Genomic DNA, 16,365 nt, shown 5'->3' with positions numbered 1-16,365 from the left:
TATGATTGTCGTCCATATAAAAATGGTAACGCCGAAACTTGTACTTTTAGTAATCCTCAAGCGGGAACATGGCACTTAAGTGTTAATGCGTATCAAACATTCTCTGGTTTAACGCTAAGCGGTCAATACCAGCCATAAAACATCCTCTTTAGATAAAAAAAGCCAATACACTGTATCGGCTTTTTATTCTCTGATTAAAGTCGGCAGTGTTAAAGCTTGGCTAAAACAGCTTCAGCACTGCTTATTACAAACTCTTTGCCTTGTTCTACAAATAGACCAGTAACAACACCATTATCAACAACCATCGCGTATCGTTTTGAGCGTATTCCACCAAAGCCTGCGGTATCTTTTTCAAGCCCTAAAGCACAAGTAAAACTAGCATCACCGTCTGCAAGCATATCTATATGTTCTGCATTTTGTGACTCACCCCACGCTTTCATCACAAATGCATCGTTTACCGATACACAATAAATAGCGTCAATTCCCTTGGCCTTAATTTTATCAGCCAAGCTAATATATCCAGGTAAATGAGCATTCGAACACGTTGGTGTAAAAGCGCCTGGCACTGCAAATAACACGACTTTTTTATCTGCAAATAATTCATTGCTTGTCAGTGTTTGCATACCGTCATCGGTTAGCTTAGATAGACTAACTGCGGGTATTGTTTGACCTTGTTCAATCATGTTAAATCCTTTGGGTAACTACGTAGACTTTTAGCATACAGGTTAATATTTACGGTTTCGAGTTTATACCGAGATTAAACTGCATCACTGTCTAAACCCAATCCCTTTTTAATTGTTGCCATTTGCAGCGCTAGCTGCGAGCGAATATCAGACACCAACTCACTCAACTCATTTACTTGGCTTTTCTTATTATGCATTGATTGAGTAAAGTCACTAAGGAAATTGCTTTGCTGTTTTGCAAGCTCCATTGCTTCAACTGCAACTGTGTTTGTCTGCTGAGCATTATTTGCGACCCCTTCAGAGTTTGCTTGAAGCTCTTGGGCATTTTCGGTTTGTAATTGGGCATCCTCAGTTAACGCATTAATTTGTGAGTAGACCATTTGAGAGTTCTCACTTAATAACGCCAGCTGATCGTTAATCTCTTTTAACGAACCTTGGGTTTGCATGGCTAATTGCCTTACTTCATCAGCAACCACCGCAAAACCTCGACCTTGCACGCCGCTCAGTAACTCTTGCACACTGTGCATACCTTGTTCAATACGTTGCTGTGTATCAGAACTCGCATTAAGCATATTTTTAGCAAAACCAACACTTTGCTGCATTGCCTCATAAGTATTTTGTGCATTTTCAGCAGCCTGCGCGTTAATATGATTAACCTGCTCACCTATGTGTTGAATATTTACTAGTAAACTTTCATTTTTAACAACTGTTTTAGGATTATTCACTGTAATATTTTTTAACTCATTACTTTCGATTAAAAATGCAAACCCATCTCGTAGTTGCCTCAAAGGCTGTAAAACCTGTTTACGTTGCACCCAATAAATACCAAAAGCTAATATTACTAAACCACCTATTGCGATTCCGAACACCCAAAATACTTGTTGTTTAACGGTATCTTGCTGCGCTTTTAATGCTTGCTCTGCTTCAATCACTGTTTTTGATAACACGCTAATTTGTTCACGTAACTCATTCGTTCCAGAATTACGCTGCTTTGCTTGCGATAAAGTACTGCTTAAATCGCGCAAATAACGTTTAGGCCAACTCACCAACTCCGCTTTTATATCAGCATCCAGATCTTCTGGCTCTTCATCTACAAATAAAGCAAATTCATCAACCTTATTCATCACTCCTAAATTAGGCAACTGTGCAATTTTTGCAGCGAGTAAGTTTAAATTTTTTACACTTTGTTGCAGGCTTTTTTCAATTTCAGGCTGGTAATCATTTAGCAGTTGATAGGTCGATAAAGATAAATTAACCACTTCACTATAATAGTCACTCGCCAACTTATTGTAGCTTAGAGCATGGGTACTTAGAGTTGAGGCTTTTTGTACATAATTTATAAGCGATGACGCTGAGCCCGTCATTTATCTCAGTGCATTGTGTGACGTCTCACCGCCCTATCGGGCGATGCTTCTTATTTCGTTAGCCGTTGCTCGATAATGCCGAGACTTACGCAGCTTCCATAAGCAGAAACGACTGTCCAGCCGCTTTTAATTCAAAAATACCTTTATCTCGGATATTAAGGGCGGCATTGAAGTCGCGATCTATATCTTTAACTCCGCAAGACGGACAATCCCATTTGCGAACCGATAAGGGCATTTCTTCCATTTTGTGACCGCAACAATGGCATGTTTTCGAGCTGGCGTACCACTGATCGAGCTTTACTAGGTGCTTGCCTTGCTCTTTAGCTTTGTACTCCAACTTAACAACAAAGCTATGCCATGAGGCATCCGCTATGTGTTTCGCCAGTTTGCGGTTTTTCATCATGTTTGCTGATTTCAATGTCTCAACTATCACCGCTTGGTTTTCGTCAACGAGAGTTCGAGAGAGTTTGTGTTGAAAATCAGCGCGAGCGTTCACTACTTTTTCATGGCATTTAGCAACCAACAATCGAGCTTTTGCTCGATTTGCGCTGCCTTTTTCTTTTCTAGATAGTTGACGCTGCTTACGTCTGAGATTCTTCTCAGCACGTTTTACAAATCGTGGGTTAGCTGTCTTTTTTCCGTTTGACTCAATAGCAAAGTGAGATAGACCGAGATCGACACCGGTTACCTTTCTCACTGTATGAATTGGCGATGGGACTTCCGCCCCATCATCAGCAAGTATTGACGCATAGAACTTTCCAGTATTACTCAAACTGAGTGTAATACTTTTTACTTCCCCTATAATCTCACGATGAATATTTGCCTCTACAGGCTTCATTTTCGGGAGTTTGATCGCGCCATCGAGCACCTTTACGCCGACACAGTGATAGCTTGATTGCTTGCTATGTCTACGTTTGAATTGTGGATACTTGGCCTTTAATTTTGGGTTGAAGAAGTTATCAAACGCTTGGTGAAGATTGATCACGGATTGCTGTAAAGCGATTGAGTCGTATTGCTTCAACCAGTGGTATTTTCGTGACTTTTTGGCAACGGCAAGTAATGGCTTTATATCTTTTTTAGGATTCAATATCACGCCATGCTTGCGGTACATGTGAGACTTTAAATGTAGAGATTTATTATACGCAAAACGCACAGCGCCAAACTGAGCAATCAAAAACTCAGCTTGCTCTTGTGTTGGATAAATGCGTACTTTTGTTGCTCTTAACATTTCAGTGCTCTTGTGTATAATATCTATATATTAATACTTTGAATAGGTTTTGTAAAGTGAGTGCACACACAGAAGAGTTGTTAAAAGGCTATCTCAGAAAAAGGCACAGCGTAAGCAAGTTGGTTGTTCACCTAGTGTTTACAACAAAATACAGACGTAAGTTGTTTACTGGGCTTATGATAGAGCAATTAAGAGAGGCATTTGAATCTGCTTGCATTAAGCTGGAGTGTGAGTTGATAGAAATGGATGGCGAACAGGATCACGTGCATTTGCTTATTTCGTATCCACCAAAACTCTCAATTAGTGTAATGGTTAATAACCTGAAGGCAGTTTCGTCTCGGATGTTGCGACTGAAAAATACGCACCTCACAAGGCAGAGTAAAAACTCCGCCCTATGGGCTCGCTCATACTTTGCTTGTACTGCTGGCGATGCAACAATCGAAACGTTAAAGGTTTATGTAGATAGTCAAAATACACCAGATTAAGCCACTGACGCGTCTTACGCCTTATATCCCCGCCCTCATCGGGCGAGGGCTTACGGCGAAATTGCTAAAAGCGCAGTATCGTTACCTGAGAGCTTTCCTAGAGCTCTGTATTTACCGTTAATGTCTTTATTTAGTGAAAATAGCTGTGTTGAAAGGCGCACTTCTAACTCAGAGGGAAGGATAGATAAAAGCTCAATGGAAGGATGTTTTAGGTAACTAATAAAAAACCGCGTATAAACGCGGTTTTTTTTAAATTAAGCTTTTAATTAAAGGCCTGCGCGGTCTTTAATAATAGGGATTAAAGGTGATCCTGCATGATTTGCCTCAGCCCAGGCTATATCGGCACCATCTTCAAGTGAGCTCTTTGATAAGTTTTTAACAATGTACTCACCCGTATCAACCGCATTACTTGCAACAGCGTGACGCAATAAGTTATTACCATTACAGAAAACTGCATCATAGATATTACGAACTTTCACACGTGAACTTTTTAATTTGCTACGCAGACGGTTTTTATCATCACCAGCAATGTATTCACAGATTGAAACAGCTAACTGATCATTAGCGCTTGCAGGCGCAGTATAAGCGAACGAACCTGCTGCAATAGCAGCAATTACAACTAGCTTCGGTAATTTAATCATTGACTGGATACCTTATATCAATACTTTTTTCGTACTCGACTGTTTAATATTGTACCAACACGCTCAGATTTTGGCAATAATGTTAAGAAATTTTATTCAAAGTTACGAACTTATAACTATATTTATTTTTATCATCGGGCGTCATCAACATTTCATCTTCAATTTGCCAGTTTGCAACACTTTTATAATCAGGAAATTGTGTATCTCCTTCAACATCTAAGTCTATAAAGGTTAAATACAAGCGCTGCGCCTGCGCTAAAAACTGCTGGTAGATGTTTCCGCCACCAATTATCATCACCTCTGCAACATCATTAACAAGCTCAAGTGCAGCTTCTGGTGTGGTTACTGTTTCAATTCCTGATGCGTGATAGTCTTTATTACGAGTAATAATAATATTACGTCGCCCAGGTAACGGTCGGCCTATTGATTCAAATGTTTTGCGCCCCATAATAACGGGTTTACCAGAGGTTACTTTTTTAAAGTGCTGAAGGTCACCAGGTAAATGCCATGGCATTTTATTATCTAAGCCAATGACACGGTTGTTTGCCATTGCTGCAATCATTGAAATTATCACACTAAACACCTAATTCTTTATTATTAAAAAAATAAAAAAGGAGCGTTAGCTCCTTTTAAATATATACAATTATAATTAACGCTCGTAGACAACTTCTACGTCGTAATCATCTTCATCCCAATCATCCCAGTCATCATCATCGCCTTTAGTGGCTTTTTGATGGTAGGTATCCCACTTAAATTCAACCTCTTCGTCTGCCACTTCTACAAACTTCTCTTTAGGCATGTTATCAAGTAGCGTCATGATGTCGTGAATTAATGGCTGCGTATTTAATTTATTAATTGCAGCAATACTGTAAATATTTTCAGACTCACCCAACTCTTCTGCAATTTGCTCACATAAGGCTTTGGCTTCATCTTCAGGCAATAAATCAATTTTATTAAATACTAACCAGCGTGGCTTTTCAGCGAGCTTAGGGCTGTACTGGTGTAGCTCGTTGATGATTGCAAATGCATTATCAACAGGGTTAGAGCCATCAACTGGCATTACATCTATAATGTGTAAAAGCACACGACAACGCTCTAAATGCTTTAAGAAGCGAATACCTAATCCCGCTCCCTCTGACGCGCCTTCAATCAAACCTGGAATATCAGCAATTACAAATGATTTGTTTGCTTCAGGACGAACAACCCCTAAGTTAGGAATCAGCGTAGTAAATGGATAATCAGCTACTTTAGGTTTTGCAGCTGACACACTGCGGATAAAGGTTGATTTACCTGCATTTGGTAACCCAAGTAAGCCGACATCAGCCAGTAGCATTAGCTCTAACTTAAGGTTACGTACTTCACCCGGTGTGCCAAGTGTTTTTTGACGTGGAGCACGATTAGTACTTGATTTAAAACGCGCATTCCCCAAGCCATGGAAACCGCCTTTTGCAACCACAATTCGTTGACCATCTTGGGTTAAATCCCCTAATGATTCCTGTGTATCAACATCAATAATACGTGTACCAACAGGCACTTTAACGATCAGGTCTTCACCTTTCTTACCCGTACAATTACGGCTTTGACCGTTTGTACCGCGTTCTGCTCTGTGAAAACGCTCAAATTGATAGTCAATAAGGGTATTTAAGTTTTCATCAGCTTGTAGATAAACACTACCACCGTCTCCACCGTCACCGCCATCAGGTCCACCATCTGGAACATATTTCTCACGACGAAAAGACACGATGCCGCTGCCACCGTCACCAGCTTCTGCGCGAATTTCTACTTCATCTACAAACTTCATGATTACTCACTTTAGGGATTGGCTTGTTAATAACTCTATTATATACCTAAGTGGCCTATAGAGCACACTGAGCATAAAAACACTTGGGTATATATTTAAACATGCTTAAAACAAAAAACCCCGCAAAGGCGGGGTTTTTTAACTACCTTACTGATTACTCAGCTACGATAGTTACGTATTTACGGTTTAAAGGACCTTTTTGTTCAAACTGAACTTTACCATCTGCTTTTGCGAAGATAGTGTGGTCTTTACCGATACCTACGTTTGCGCCTGGGTGGAAACGAGTTCCACGCTGACGAACAATGATGCTACCCGCTAGAACTGATTCGCCACCAAAACGCTTAACACCTAGGCGTTTGCTTTCTGAATCGCGACCGTTACGAGTACTACCAGCTGCTTTTTTATGTGCCATTTCTAAGTACCTCTAATTAAGCGCTAATGCCAGTGATTTTAACTTCTGTGAACCATTGACGATGGCCCATTTGCTTACGAGAATGCTTACGGCGTCTAAATTTAACAACCTTAATCTTCTCACCGCGACCGTGTGAAACAACCTCAGCTGTTACTTTACCACCGTTTACGAACGGTACACCAATCTCGATCTTCTCACCATCAGCAACTAAAAGTACTGAATCAAATTCAACTGCTGCACCAGTTTCAACGTCTAATTTCTCAAGACGAATTGTTTGACCTTCAGTCACACGGTGCTGTTTACCACCACTTTGGAAAACCGCGTACATAATTAACTCCGTCTGTGCGCCCTCAAATCGACGCAACTAAAATATTCTTCAATAGGGCGCGAAGTTTACGCTAATGCGTAAAAACTAGCAAGCCTCTTTTTGTAATTAAATGAATAAAAAGTAGCTGCATTGAGAGCAATTCAATATTTCCCCTATTTTATATTAAAATCCCCCTTTGCCAAGCGCTTTTTAACGGTTACAGAAAATAAATTAGCAATAGCAAAGCGAGCCTATGTAGTTCAATTAACCACCAAGGGTGATTCAAAATTAAACCAGGGTGTTTAATCAATTATTCACAAGGTTAATAGGTTATTTAACCTAATTAAGGGTGTTTTTTTAAGGAATCATCACAAAATATCGAGCTAATGCATTTTTTGTTGTACAATCTGCGCCGTTCACACATTAAAATTGGCTCGGAGATCAATGGATATAAAAGCTATCCAGGCGTTAATCGAAAGCGATATGAATGACGTCAATCAACTAATACATGCGCAAATGCGCTCAGATGTGGCGTTAGTTAATCAACTTGGTTTGTATATTGTTAACAGCGGTGGCAAACGTGTTCGCCCTATGTTGGCTATTTTGGCGGCTAAAGCGCTAGGTTACCAAGGCAAAGATCACATTACGCTAGCAACTATCATTGAATTTATTCATACCGCAACGCTTTTACATGATGATGTTGTAGATGAATCTAATTTGCGCCGTGGCACACCTACAGCAAATGCTGAGTTTGGTAATGCTGCTAGCGTACTGGTGGGTGATTTTATTTACACCCGCTCGTTTCAGCTAATGGTGGGTCTTGGTAAAATGCAAATAATGCAAGTACTGGCTGATGCAACCAACATTATTGCTGAAGGTGAAGTGCTGCAATTAATGAACTGCAACGACCCTGATACCACTGAAGCCAGTTATATGCAGGTTATTTATTCTAAAACCGCCAAGCTATTTGAAGCAGCGACGGGCCTTGCGGCCATTATTACTGACCAAGACGATACTGTACTAGAGGCACTTAATTTGTATGGTATGCATTTAGGTACTGCTTTTCAGTTAGTGGATGATGTTTTAGATTACAACGCTGATGCCGACCAACTTGGTAAAAACATTGGCGATGATTTAGCTGAAGGTAAGCCGACGTTACCTCTTATATATGCAATGCAACACGGTAGTGAGCATCAAACACAGTTAATAAGAGACGCTATTGAGCACTGTAATGGTATGGAGCACCTTGACGAGATACTGGCTGCGCTCAAACATACCAATGCCCTTGAGTTCACCATGGAGAAAGCCGAGCAAGAAGCTAATAAAGCAATTGCCTGTTTAGATTGCTTAGCGGAGTCGAGTTACAAGCAAGCACTAATTAGCTTAGCTAGAATAGCGGTTGACCGCGACCACTAAGTAATACTGTGTAGATAATTCCGAGCAATAAAAAAGCCTGCAAACGCAGGCTTTTTTATTGGTTAATTTTGGCTATTACGCCATAAAATCAACACCTTCTTTGATATCTTTTTTCAGCGTTTCAAGCATGTCATTTTTAGCTTGCTCTTCAAATGCGCTTAAAGTGCCGTAAGAAAGAATTTCTTCTACGCCATTTTTGCCTAAACGTACTGGGTGTGCAAAGTACTCTGCATCGCCATTTTCAACAGCAACGTATGCATAATCTACAACGTCTTCACCTTGTAGGCCTTTAACTAGAGACATACAAAAACGTGCTGCTGCAGCACCCATAGATAATGTTGCAGAACCACCGCCCGCTTTAGCATTAACTACTTCAGTACCTGCATTTTGGATACGAGGAGTTAGTGTAGCCACTTCTTCATCAGTGAAAGTAACACCTTCAACTTGAGAAAGTAACGGTAGAATGGTTGTGCCTGAGTGGCCACCAATCACTGGTACTTTAACACTTGCTACGTCTACGCCTTTAAGTTCAGCAATAAACGCTTCAGAACGGATAACATCGAGTGTTGTAATACCAAATACACGCTTAGCATCGTAAGTACCTGCTTTTTTGAATACTTCAGCAACAATCGGTACAGTGCCGTTAACTGGATTAGTGATAATACCTACAAGCGCTTTAGGACAGTTAGCAACAATGCCTTCTGCTAATGTTTTAATGATACCTGCGTTAACATTAAATAAATCTGCACGATCCATACCTGGCTTACGCGGCATACCCGCTGGGATTAAAACAATATCACAACCTGTTAATGCTTTATCTAGTGCATCTGCACCAAAACCTTCAACTTTTACATCTGTTGGGATATGAGAAAGGTCAACAGCAACACCAGGAACTACTGGCGCAACATCATATAGTGATAATTCTGAACCAGCTGGTAAGCCTGTTTTTAATAATAAAGACAACGCTTGACCGATACCACCTGCAGCACCTAATACAGCAACTTTCATTGGAATTCTCCGTGATTTGAGGAAGGAAATATTTGTGGTTCATAAGATAAAGAAATTAGCGACTAAAAACAAATTTATCCTGCCTATTTTAACTATATTTTCGACCATAGTTGTAAACTTTACTGTTTAAACGCAGCAAAACCTAAACAACTGCTGCATAAATATGCATTTTTGTGTAGAATTTGCAGTATCGACAACATAACTAACTAGACACTATGCAACCACAAGACAAACAAGAAGCATTGGTAAAAGCCTTTAAAGCACTTTTAAAAGAAGAAAATTTTGGCTCACAAGGCGAAATAGTCGACGCATTAAAAGAACAAGGCTTTGATAATATTAGCCAAAGTAAAGTGTCGCGGATGTTAAGTAAGTTTGGCGCGGTACGTACCCGCAATGCAAAACAAGAAATGGTGTACTGTTTACCTGCCGAAATGGGTGTACCAACCGCTAAAAGCCCGTTACGCCAGTTAGTTATTGACATTATGCATAACGAAATGATGATTATTATTCGCACCAGCCCAGGCGCTGCGCAGCTAATTGCCCGTTTACTTGACTCATTAGGTAAAGCAGATGGCGTATTAGGAACAATTGCCGGCGATGACACTATTTTTATTGCGCCAGCGAAAGTATCAGAAATAGACCTCACATTAGAGCGTGTGCGTATTTTGTTTGATACGGTTTAAACACGTTTGGTTATCATTGTTACGGCTATGCTAATACGTAGCCGTTACTGGCTTGTTTTATAACTGCTTTAAAAATCGCACTGAGGGTGCAAAAAACGCAGAGCCCATATCTGCTTGAGTAAAGTCAAGCCAATGATCGTAATGCTCCCCCTGCCCTAAACGGCTGTTGAGCACTTTCTCGAATGCATCCCCTTTAGCCGAGCACATAATCATTAACATTCCCTGCTCATACACGTCGCCATAAGGCATACTTTGATTTAGTAATAATGCTTGTCCCTGTTCATCTTTTAATTCACTTCGAGTCGCATGGCTGCTTTCAAGTGCGGGGCTTATTAGGGTATTGTCGAGACGAGTACGCCCCATTATTTGTTCTTGTTCTTGCAACGACAAGTGCTGCCATAACGTTAAGTCATGCTTATAGCGCTGAACATGAATATAGCTGCCTTGATCTTCAAAGCTATCGGGCTTATTAACGAGGGCCGTTACCCGTTTTTGACGACCATGCGGAGTATCGCCCGCATAAATAAAACCATTAAAATCACGGCCATCTAAAAAACGAAAATTTCGAATTTGCTCCACCAGCTCAACATCAGGGTTGAAAAGTTTTAATATTTGCAATGCAAACAGGTGGTTTACATCTTCTCTGTCTGAGCGGATTTGCACAAATAAATCGCATGGCCTTGCACTCATCACAAAATCGCTATGGGTAATATTAGGAAAGCCTCGCAGCTCACTTGGCATATAATCAGGCAGAATGTGTGGCCAATATTGCGCGCCAATGGCGACCATACAAGAAAGCATAGATTCAGAGAACTGATCACTAAACTCATCTTCAATATCGCTCACTTTTTTAAGCTTAGCGCGAAGTAGTTCGTCGTGACCATCAAGTACATTAAAAAATAAGTGCAAACCGTGTAAGTTTGCTTCAGCACAAATCCCTGATTGCGCTTGCGCCATTGTCATTCCTTACTTTTTAGAGCAAAACACAGCGATTAATTACGATTAAAAAAAATTCACCGTGTGCGGTTTTATTTTTATTATAACCTGTTCATTAATTTCAAATGACTGGCCATACTGAGCTGCAACTTCTATTTCTTGCTCAGCAATAACCACAGTGTATACATAAGCAGAGCCAATAAAGCGACTACTTAATATACTAACCCGCTCACATTGCTGTTGAGTATCGTTATTACTAACAAGTTCAAGTTGATGCGGACGCACATAAATAACGCCCTTATCCGCCACGCCATGCTGCTGTGGCTGTATTGATTCAACCACCCCAAACTGCGTTTGATATTCAGTGGCGGTTAATGCGGTGGCGCTTAAGTATATGCCCTGACCCAGAAACTCTGCAACCTCCTTTGAACGTGGTTTAGCAAAAAGCTGTTCTGGCGTACCTTGCTGCGCAATTTTACCTTGGTGCATAACCGCAAGCGTATCTGAAAAAGCAAACGCCTCTTCTTTTGAGTGAGTAACAAACACAGCCGATACTTGCTGCGCCTTAATAATGCGTCTAATGTCGGCAATTAACTCAAATCGTACTTGGGTATCAATATTAGAAAATGGCTCGTCAAGTAACAGTAAGCTAGGTTTATAAGCTAATGCACGTGCAATCGCTACTCGCTGCTGTTGCCCACCAGAGAGTTGATGAGGGAATCTATCGGCGCAGCCTACCAAGTGTACCAGCTTTAGCATTTCACTTACGCGTGCGTGTTTATCTGCTTTGCTCATGCCGCTTAGGCCAAAGCCAATATTATTAGCCACCGTTAAATGCGGAAATAACGCATAGTCTTGAAACATCATGCCAATATTACGATGCTCAGGTGAAACAAACGTATTAGCATCACTGACTAGCTTACCATCAATAAATACTTGCCCTTGTTTGGCTTCAATTAATCCTGCAATGGCTTTAAGTGTGGTGGTTTTACCGCAGCCACTGGCTCCGAGTAAACACACTATTTCGTCTTTACCTAAGGTTAAATCTAAATTATCTATCACCTTAGTCCCGTTATATGCATAGCTCACGCCTTGTAAAATCAAACTACTCATTTAGCTACGCTGCTCCATTGAACGGTTAATAAAATATAACGGAATAAACCCCACCACCACAATAAACAAAGCCGATATAGAGGCCAGCTCTAATTGTTCATCGCTTACATACTGAAACACATGAGTTGCTAAGCTTTCAAAATCAAAAGGCCTTAACAACAAAGCTGCGGGTAGCTCTTTCATACACTCGATAAAGACCAATAAACCGGCGGTTAATAAGCCTCGGCGTAATAAAGGTAAGTGCACTAAGCATAATGTGCGCCCTTGGCTTTTTCCCATTGACTGGCTTGCCATATCAAGGGAGGGACTAATGCGTGAAAAGCTCGACTCAATAGCTCCGTGTGCAACGGCGTAAAACCGCACTATATAAGCAAAAATAATAGTGAGTAAGCTACCAGTAAGTAATAAGCCAATATCTAAATCATAAGGAGCTAAAGTGCGGTTAATAGTATTTTCTAATAGGGTGAGTGGCAACAATACCGCTATCGCTAATACTGTGCCGGGTAACGCATAGCCCGTACTAGCCAAACGCCCGGGTATTAATGGATTTTTTTGTTTTGCAATGCGCTGATAAAACACCACTAAAACACTCAGTATAATAGTCACCACACTGACTACAGCCGCCACTTTTAAACTTTGCCATGCATAGCTAAAAAACTCACTATTCCACGCTTGATCAAAATACATCACTGCATATTTGAGCAATACAACCATCGGAATAATAAACGAAATAATTAAAATAAAGCTACAAAACCCAGTTGCTAGCCACGCAGACTTGCCTTTGAGGATATAAAGCGCTTCACTGTTCACGCTCGATTGACGCTCAAACACCGCTTGGTTACGACGGCTAAAACGCTCGGTGATCAATGCTAAGAACAGCAGTAGTAACATCACCCCTGAAATTTTTGCTGCTGCAGTTAATGAATAATAGCCAAACCAGGTATCGTATACGGCGGTGGTTAATGTACTGACAGCAAAATAGCTTACGGTGGCAAAATCAGCCATGGTTTCCATGCTGATCAAAGCAAGGGCCGCTACAATGGCACCACGGGATAATACAAGGCTGACTTTAAAAAAGCTTTTCCATGCATTTAGCCCCATTAACTGACTGGCTTGGACTAACTTAAAAGATTGTTCTCGCAGTGCAGTTTTAAAAATTAAATATAAATACGGGTAGAGTACCAGCGCAATCATAACAATTGCCCCTGGTAAGGTGCGTATATCAAAAAACCAGTAGTCACTTGGCGACTGCCAACCAAACCACTCTCTTAGAGTTATTTGTACCGGCCCCGCATAGTCGAGTAAATCCGTGTACACATAAGCAATAATATAGGTAGGCATGGCAAGTGGCAGCATCAGTGCCCATTCAAACTGTTGTTTGCCAGGAAAACGGCAATAAGCGGTGAGCCAACCCAGTGGCAACGCAATCAGGCAACTAAGTAACCCTACACCTAAAACCAGCAATACGGTATTACTTATATAGTCCCACAGCACGGTATTCCACAGGTGGGTAAATACCTCTGAGTCGCCTTGTAAAGATTCTACTAGTAGAAAAAACAACGGGGTCGACAGTAATAAACCCGTCGACCACGCAATAAGCTGCCACTTCGACAGCTGAAATTTATAAGTCATTAAAGATCGAACTTCACCTCATCAATTAGCTTAAGGGCTAATGGACGATATTTGCTAATTTCATCAAGCGGTAAGCTGTCTTCCTTAAAGCTTCCCCATGATGCAACCAAACTTGAAAGCTTAACACCTGGCTTGACCGGGTACTCCATATTGAGCGAGGCATACATATTTTGCGCCTTATTGTCGGTCATATACTCTATAAGTTTCAAGGCATTTTCAGGGTTTTTAGCATACTTAGTAATTACCGCACCCGATACGTTAATATGCGAACCACGGTTAGTTTGGTTTGGAAAATTAATATTAACCGCATCTGCCCACGGTTTTTGCGCTTCATCTTGCAACATTTTACCTAAGTAGTAACTGTTACCTAAAGCTAAATTACATAAACCTTCTTTAACGGCTTTAACTTGCGCACGGTCATTTCCCTGCGGCTTACGCGCTAAATTCGCTTTTACACCCTCAAGCCATGTTTTAGTCTGGACTTCACCATGATGAGCAATCATAGAAGCCACTAACCCTAAATTATAAGGGTGTTTACCAGAGCGAGTACAAATTTGACCTTTATATTCAGGTTCGGCTAAATCTTCATAACTCAGCTTAGGTAATGGACCTAAACGCTCTTTTGAAGAGTAAACATTTCGCACTCGCTTAGTGAGCGCCACCCACTGACCATCGCCATCACGAAATGCAGCCGGCACATTATTATTAACCTGCTCACTATCAATAGTTTGCGTTAGCTTTAGCTCTTCTAACTGAATTAACGCACTAAAGTTAGACGTTAAAACTAAATCTGCTTTACTGTGTTTGCCTTCACGCTTAACACGCTCGATTAGGCCTTTTTTAGCAAACACAACATTAGTTTTAATGCCTGTTTGCTGTGTAAAATCATCTAAAATAGGTTTAATTAAAAAAGGTTGTCTAAATGAGTAAATATTCACAACATCGGTTGCAACAGCAGGTGCTGAGATAATTAACCCAACAACAAGCGCGAGTGTTTTTTTCATATTTTCTTACCTGACTAATAATTATTATCATTAATTTTACCGCGATGAACTAAAAAGTGCACACTTTATATAATCACTTCGTGATAAATACGCCCAAAAAAGAAAACCCCTGTAAGATATCTCTTACGCTTATGACAGCAAATGAGTAAAAACACCCTGCACAGCACCCTAAAAACAAACTAAGCTATTGTATTTTAAGTTATTTAAATATATTTCATTTGTAAGAACATAAACCATAAGCGGTTTTATCCTACATTTACTGCAAATCACTCTCTATAATTAACCCATAAATAAGCAACGACGCTTACCGAGTAAATGGAAACGGATTAACTACTCGAATACCAAGGTTTGGTTTTTAGGATAACAGGGATTTAAGGACAGGCTCAGGATGAGTATCGCAATGGATTGTTGCACAAGGGATAGCATCAGGATGATGCATAATGGATAACAACAGCGGAATAGTTGTTTATAAAGGATAGGGAACAAAAAGGACAGGCCTTAAAGGCAACACAACGGAATGGTAACAAAGGGAATGCACTCGGATGTGCCATAAGGATTGGTAATAGATTTTACCTTACAGGATGTTTTAGGGATTTATGGAGACAGGCCCGGATAGCCTATATTACATAGAACTAGAAAGTAATATTGTAATAACACGGATCGTAAAAATTGGAGTTGATTAGGTTCAATTGCAGGATGCAACAAAGTTAGAAGATTCCGCAAGCGCGACTAGAGATGGTTCGCGCTTTTCTTTTGCCTGAAAGTCAGCGGTCAGCCAAATTATATATGTTTAGGCTATACTCAAGCGTCAAATTCAGCTTTTTCGTATTAATACTCTGCACTTTATTCGGGCCTGCCTTTATTACGTTTACCAAGTAAATAAGCGTCGCGAAACTTAATAAAATGCTGCTCTAATTTAGTGCTCGCATCAACTTCACCGGCCAATGCTAATACCATAATAGCTACTTCTGCCGTTCCTAACTGATGAGCATGGGGCGCTACACGTAATCGGTAATCTGAGAGTTTTTCTGCGGTAATAGAAAGCACAGGTAAGTTATCTAAATAAGGACTCTTACGAATCATTTTTTTAGCTTCTCGCCATGTACCATCTAAAAATATAAACAATGGCTGTTTACCTGCATGCGTTTCAACCTGGGTTACCACCCTATCAGTTTCAACATCTTCAGCCGGAAAAATCACAAAAGGCTGATATTTATCATTATTCAATAATGCTAATAAAGCAGGTTCTGGGGAGGTTCTATCCCAACGAAACGCATGATTATCAGGAACTATTTCCGCAATTAAACGCCCTGTATTAGACGGTTTAAAACTTTCATTGTGATACATAAGTAAGCATACTGCAGCGTTGCAGCTTGCGTACTCAGCGCCCTCACAAATACAGTAATGCTTGGCAATTAAGCATTGATCACAGCGATCCATTTTTCCACCACGGGCATTAAACTCACGTCGAGATTCACTTATTTGCTGGGCACGTAATGCTAAAACTGAATTTTTTAAACTCTGGGTCACTGTGGGTATTTACCTATAAATTGATGGCTGCGCATTGTAGCTAAAATAAAAGAAAATAGATATCTGCGGGCAATGGGCAATGGGCAATGGGCAATGGGCAATGGGCAACGGGCAACGGGCAA

At 40.5% G+C, this 16,365-nt stretch carries 18 protein-coding genes; 4 read left to right on the top strand and 14 right to left on the bottom strand.

The genetic code is table 11. The features are described from left to right. Positions 1–138: PPC domain-containing protein (locus CWC30_RS11720; protein ID WP_138627169.1), on the top strand; the 138-nt coding region annotated here is incomplete at its 5' end. Between the two features lie 71 nt (positions 139–209). Here CWC30_RS11720 and CWC30_RS11715 read toward each other — a convergent pair. The 3 genes from CWC30_RS11715 to CWC30_RS11705 form a co-directional block, all read right to left on the bottom strand. Further along, the gene (locus tag CWC30_RS11715) at positions 210–683 is read right to left on the bottom strand and encodes a peroxiredoxin (protein WP_036980226.1); all 474 of its coding nucleotides are present in this window, start codon (positions 681–683) and stop codon (positions 210–212) included. Positions 684–757: 74 nt separating this feature from the next. After that, entirely contained in the window at positions 758–2,047 is a 1,290-nt protein-coding gene (locus CWC30_RS11710; protein WP_249929858.1) for a methyl-accepting chemotaxis protein, read from the bottom strand. 85 nt (positions 2,048–2,132) lie between these two features. Further along, positions 2,133–3,275, bottom strand: coding sequence for an RNA-guided endonuclease TnpB family protein (locus CWC30_RS11705; protein ID WP_138627168.1), 1,143 nt, complete (start codon positions 3,273–3,275; stop codon positions 2,133–2,135). A 56-nt stretch (positions 3,276–3,331) separates the two neighbouring features. On the opposite strand from CWC30_RS11705, the gene tnpA reads away from it, so the two are divergent. Next, positions 3,332–3,760, top strand: coding sequence for an IS200/IS605 family transposase (gene tnpA / locus CWC30_RS11700; protein ID WP_069439832.1), 429 nt, complete (start codon positions 3,332–3,334; stop codon positions 3,758–3,760). A 266-nt stretch (positions 3,761–4,026) separates the two neighbouring features. Here the strand turns inward: tnpA and CWC30_RS11695 are convergent, their stop codons facing one another. From CWC30_RS11695 to rplU, 5 genes are all read right to left on the bottom strand, one after another. Continuing rightward, positions 4,027–4,401: a DUF3718 domain-containing protein gene (locus CWC30_RS11695; protein WP_054201942.1), complete on the bottom strand. Its 375-nt coding sequence runs from the start codon at positions 4,399–4,401 to the stop codon at positions 4,027–4,029. Positions 4,402–4,483: 82 nt separating this feature from the next. Then, a complete protein-coding gene (folA, locus tag CWC30_RS11690; RefSeq protein WP_171034710.1) occupies positions 4,484–4,975 on the bottom strand; it encodes a type 3 dihydrofolate reductase in 492 nt (163 codons plus the stop codon). A gap of 75 nt (positions 4,976–5,050) precedes the next feature. Continuing rightward, positions 5,051–6,202, bottom strand: a complete 1,152-nt coding sequence (gene cgtA / locus CWC30_RS11685; RefSeq protein ID WP_013465920.1) for an Obg family GTPase CgtA — start codon at positions 6,200–6,202, stop codon at positions 5,051–5,053. A 154-nt stretch (positions 6,203–6,356) separates the two neighbouring features. Then, positions 6,357–6,614, bottom strand: coding sequence for a 50S ribosomal protein L27 (gene rpmA, locus CWC30_RS11680; protein ID WP_008114963.1), 258 nt, complete (start codon positions 6,612–6,614; stop codon positions 6,357–6,359). A gap of 16 nt (positions 6,615–6,630) precedes the next feature. Further along, a complete protein-coding gene (gene rplU / locus CWC30_RS11675; RefSeq protein ID WP_004587921.1) occupies positions 6,631–6,942 on the bottom strand; it encodes a 50S ribosomal protein L21 in 312 nt (103 codons plus the stop codon). A 423-nt stretch (positions 6,943–7,365) separates the two neighbouring features. Here rplU and ispB point away from each other — a divergent pair, with 423 nt between their 5' ends. Next, positions 7,366–8,337 (top strand): octaprenyl diphosphate synthase, encoded by a 972-nt coding sequence (gene ispB, locus CWC30_RS11670; RefSeq protein WP_036980230.1) that lies wholly within the window; start codon positions 7,366–7,368, stop codon positions 8,335–8,337. A 75-nt stretch (positions 8,338–8,412) separates the two neighbouring features. Here the strand turns inward: ispB and mdh are convergent, their stop codons facing one another. After that, positions 8,413–9,345 carry a malate dehydrogenase gene (gene mdh, locus CWC30_RS11665; RefSeq protein ID WP_013465922.1) on the bottom strand — a complete coding sequence of 311 codons (933 nt, stop codon included), beginning with the start codon at positions 9,343–9,345 and terminating at the stop codon, positions 8,413–8,415. A gap of 215 nt (positions 9,346–9,560) precedes the next feature. On the opposite strand from mdh, the gene argR reads away from it, so the two are divergent. After that, a complete protein-coding gene (argR, locus tag CWC30_RS11660) occupies positions 9,561–10,028 on the top strand; it encodes a transcriptional regulator ArgR (RefSeq protein WP_008114955.1) in 468 nt (155 codons plus the stop codon). A 57-nt stretch (positions 10,029–10,085) separates the two neighbouring features. Here argR and CWC30_RS11655 read toward each other — a convergent pair whose 3' ends face one another. The 5 genes from CWC30_RS11655 to CWC30_RS11635 all read right to left on the bottom strand — a co-directional run bounded on the left by CWC30_RS11655 (position 10,086) and on the right by CWC30_RS11635 (position 16,243). Continuing rightward, positions 10,086–10,985 (bottom strand): Dyp-type peroxidase, encoded by a 900-nt coding sequence (locus tag CWC30_RS11655; protein ID WP_036980231.1) that lies wholly within the window; start codon positions 10,983–10,985, stop codon positions 10,086–10,088. A 45-nt stretch (positions 10,986–11,030) separates the two neighbouring features. Then, entirely contained in the window at positions 11,031–12,077 is a 1,047-nt protein-coding gene (locus tag CWC30_RS11650; RefSeq protein ID WP_138627167.1) for an ABC transporter ATP-binding protein, read from the bottom strand. Continuing rightward, entirely contained in the window at positions 12,078–13,709 is a 1,632-nt protein-coding gene (locus CWC30_RS11645; protein ID WP_138627166.1) for an ABC transporter permease, read from the bottom strand. After that, complete coding sequence (locus CWC30_RS11640) at positions 13,709–14,713, bottom strand: Fe(3+) ABC transporter substrate-binding protein (RefSeq protein ID WP_138627165.1); 1,005 nt, start codon at positions 14,711–14,713, stop codon at positions 13,709–13,711. Before CWC30_RS11640 ends, CWC30_RS11645 begins: the two co-directional genes overlap by 1 nt. Positions 14,714–15,556: 843 nt before the next feature. Further along, the gene (locus CWC30_RS11635; protein WP_138627164.1) at positions 15,557–16,243 is read right to left on the bottom strand and encodes a tRNA-uridine aminocarboxypropyltransferase; all 687 of its coding nucleotides are present in this window, start codon (positions 16,241–16,243) and stop codon (positions 15,557–15,559) included. Between the last annotated feature and the right edge of the window lie 122 nt (positions 16,244–16,365).

The organism is Pseudoalteromonas sp. S4741 (assembly GCF_005886135.1).
In the GTDB taxonomy this organism is placed as follows: domain Bacteria; phylum Pseudomonadota; class Gammaproteobacteria; order Enterobacterales; family Alteromonadaceae; genus Pseudoalteromonas; species Pseudoalteromonas tetraodonis.
Note: the sequence above shows the minus strand (reverse complement) of the source record. Positions and strands in the feature narration are given on the sequence as shown.

Excerpts from the sequence above, each read along its gene's own strand:
- CWC30_RS11650 (WP_138627167.1), bottom strand. The coding sequence starts at position 12,077 with ATGAGTAGTTTGATTTTACAAGGCGTGAGCTATGCATATAACGGGACT.
- CWC30_RS11715 (WP_036980226.1), bottom strand. The coding sequence starts at position 683 with ATGATTGAACAAGGTCAAACAATACCCGCAGTTAGTCTATCTAAGCTA.
- CWC30_RS11640 (WP_138627165.1), bottom strand. The coding sequence starts at position 14,713 with ATGAAAAAAACACTCGCGCTTGTTGTTGGGTTAATTATCTCAGCACCT.
- CWC30_RS11655 (WP_036980231.1), bottom strand. The coding sequence starts at position 10,985 with ATGGCGCAAGCGCAATCAGGGATTTGTGCTGAAGCAAACTTACACGGT.
- cgtA (WP_013465920.1), bottom strand. The coding sequence starts at position 6,202 with ATGAAGTTTGTAGATGAAGTAGAAATTCGCGCAGAAGCTGGTGACGGT.
- ispB (WP_036980230.1), top strand. The coding sequence starts at position 7,366 with ATGGATATAAAAGCTATCCAGGCGTTAATCGAAAGCGATATGAATGAC.
- argR (WP_008114955.1), top strand. The coding sequence starts at position 9,561 with ATGCAACCACAAGACAAACAAGAAGCATTGGTAAAAGCCTTTAAAGCA.
- rplU (WP_004587921.1), bottom strand. The coding sequence starts at position 6,942 with ATGTACGCGGTTTTCCAAAGTGGTGGTAAACAGCACCGTGTGACTGAA.
- CWC30_RS11710 (WP_249929858.1), bottom strand. The coding sequence starts at position 2,047 with ATGACGGGCTCAGCGTCATCGCTTATAAATTATGTACAAAAAGCCTCA.
- CWC30_RS11705 (WP_138627168.1), bottom strand. The coding sequence starts at position 3,275 with ATGTTAAGAGCAACAAAAGTACGCATTTATCCAACACAAGAGCAAGCT.
- CWC30_RS11645 (WP_138627166.1), bottom strand. The coding sequence starts at position 13,709 with ATGACTTATAAATTTCAGCTGTCGAAGTGGCAGCTTATTGCGTGGTCG.
- CWC30_RS11695 (WP_054201942.1), bottom strand. The coding sequence starts at position 4,401 with ATGATTAAATTACCGAAGCTAGTTGTAATTGCTGCTATTGCAGCAGGT.
- rpmA (WP_008114963.1), bottom strand. The coding sequence starts at position 6,614 with ATGGCACATAAAAAAGCAGCTGGTAGTACTCGTAACGGTCGCGATTCA.
- mdh (WP_013465922.1), bottom strand. The coding sequence starts at position 9,345 with ATGAAAGTTGCTGTATTAGGTGCTGCAGGTGGTATCGGTCAAGCGTTG.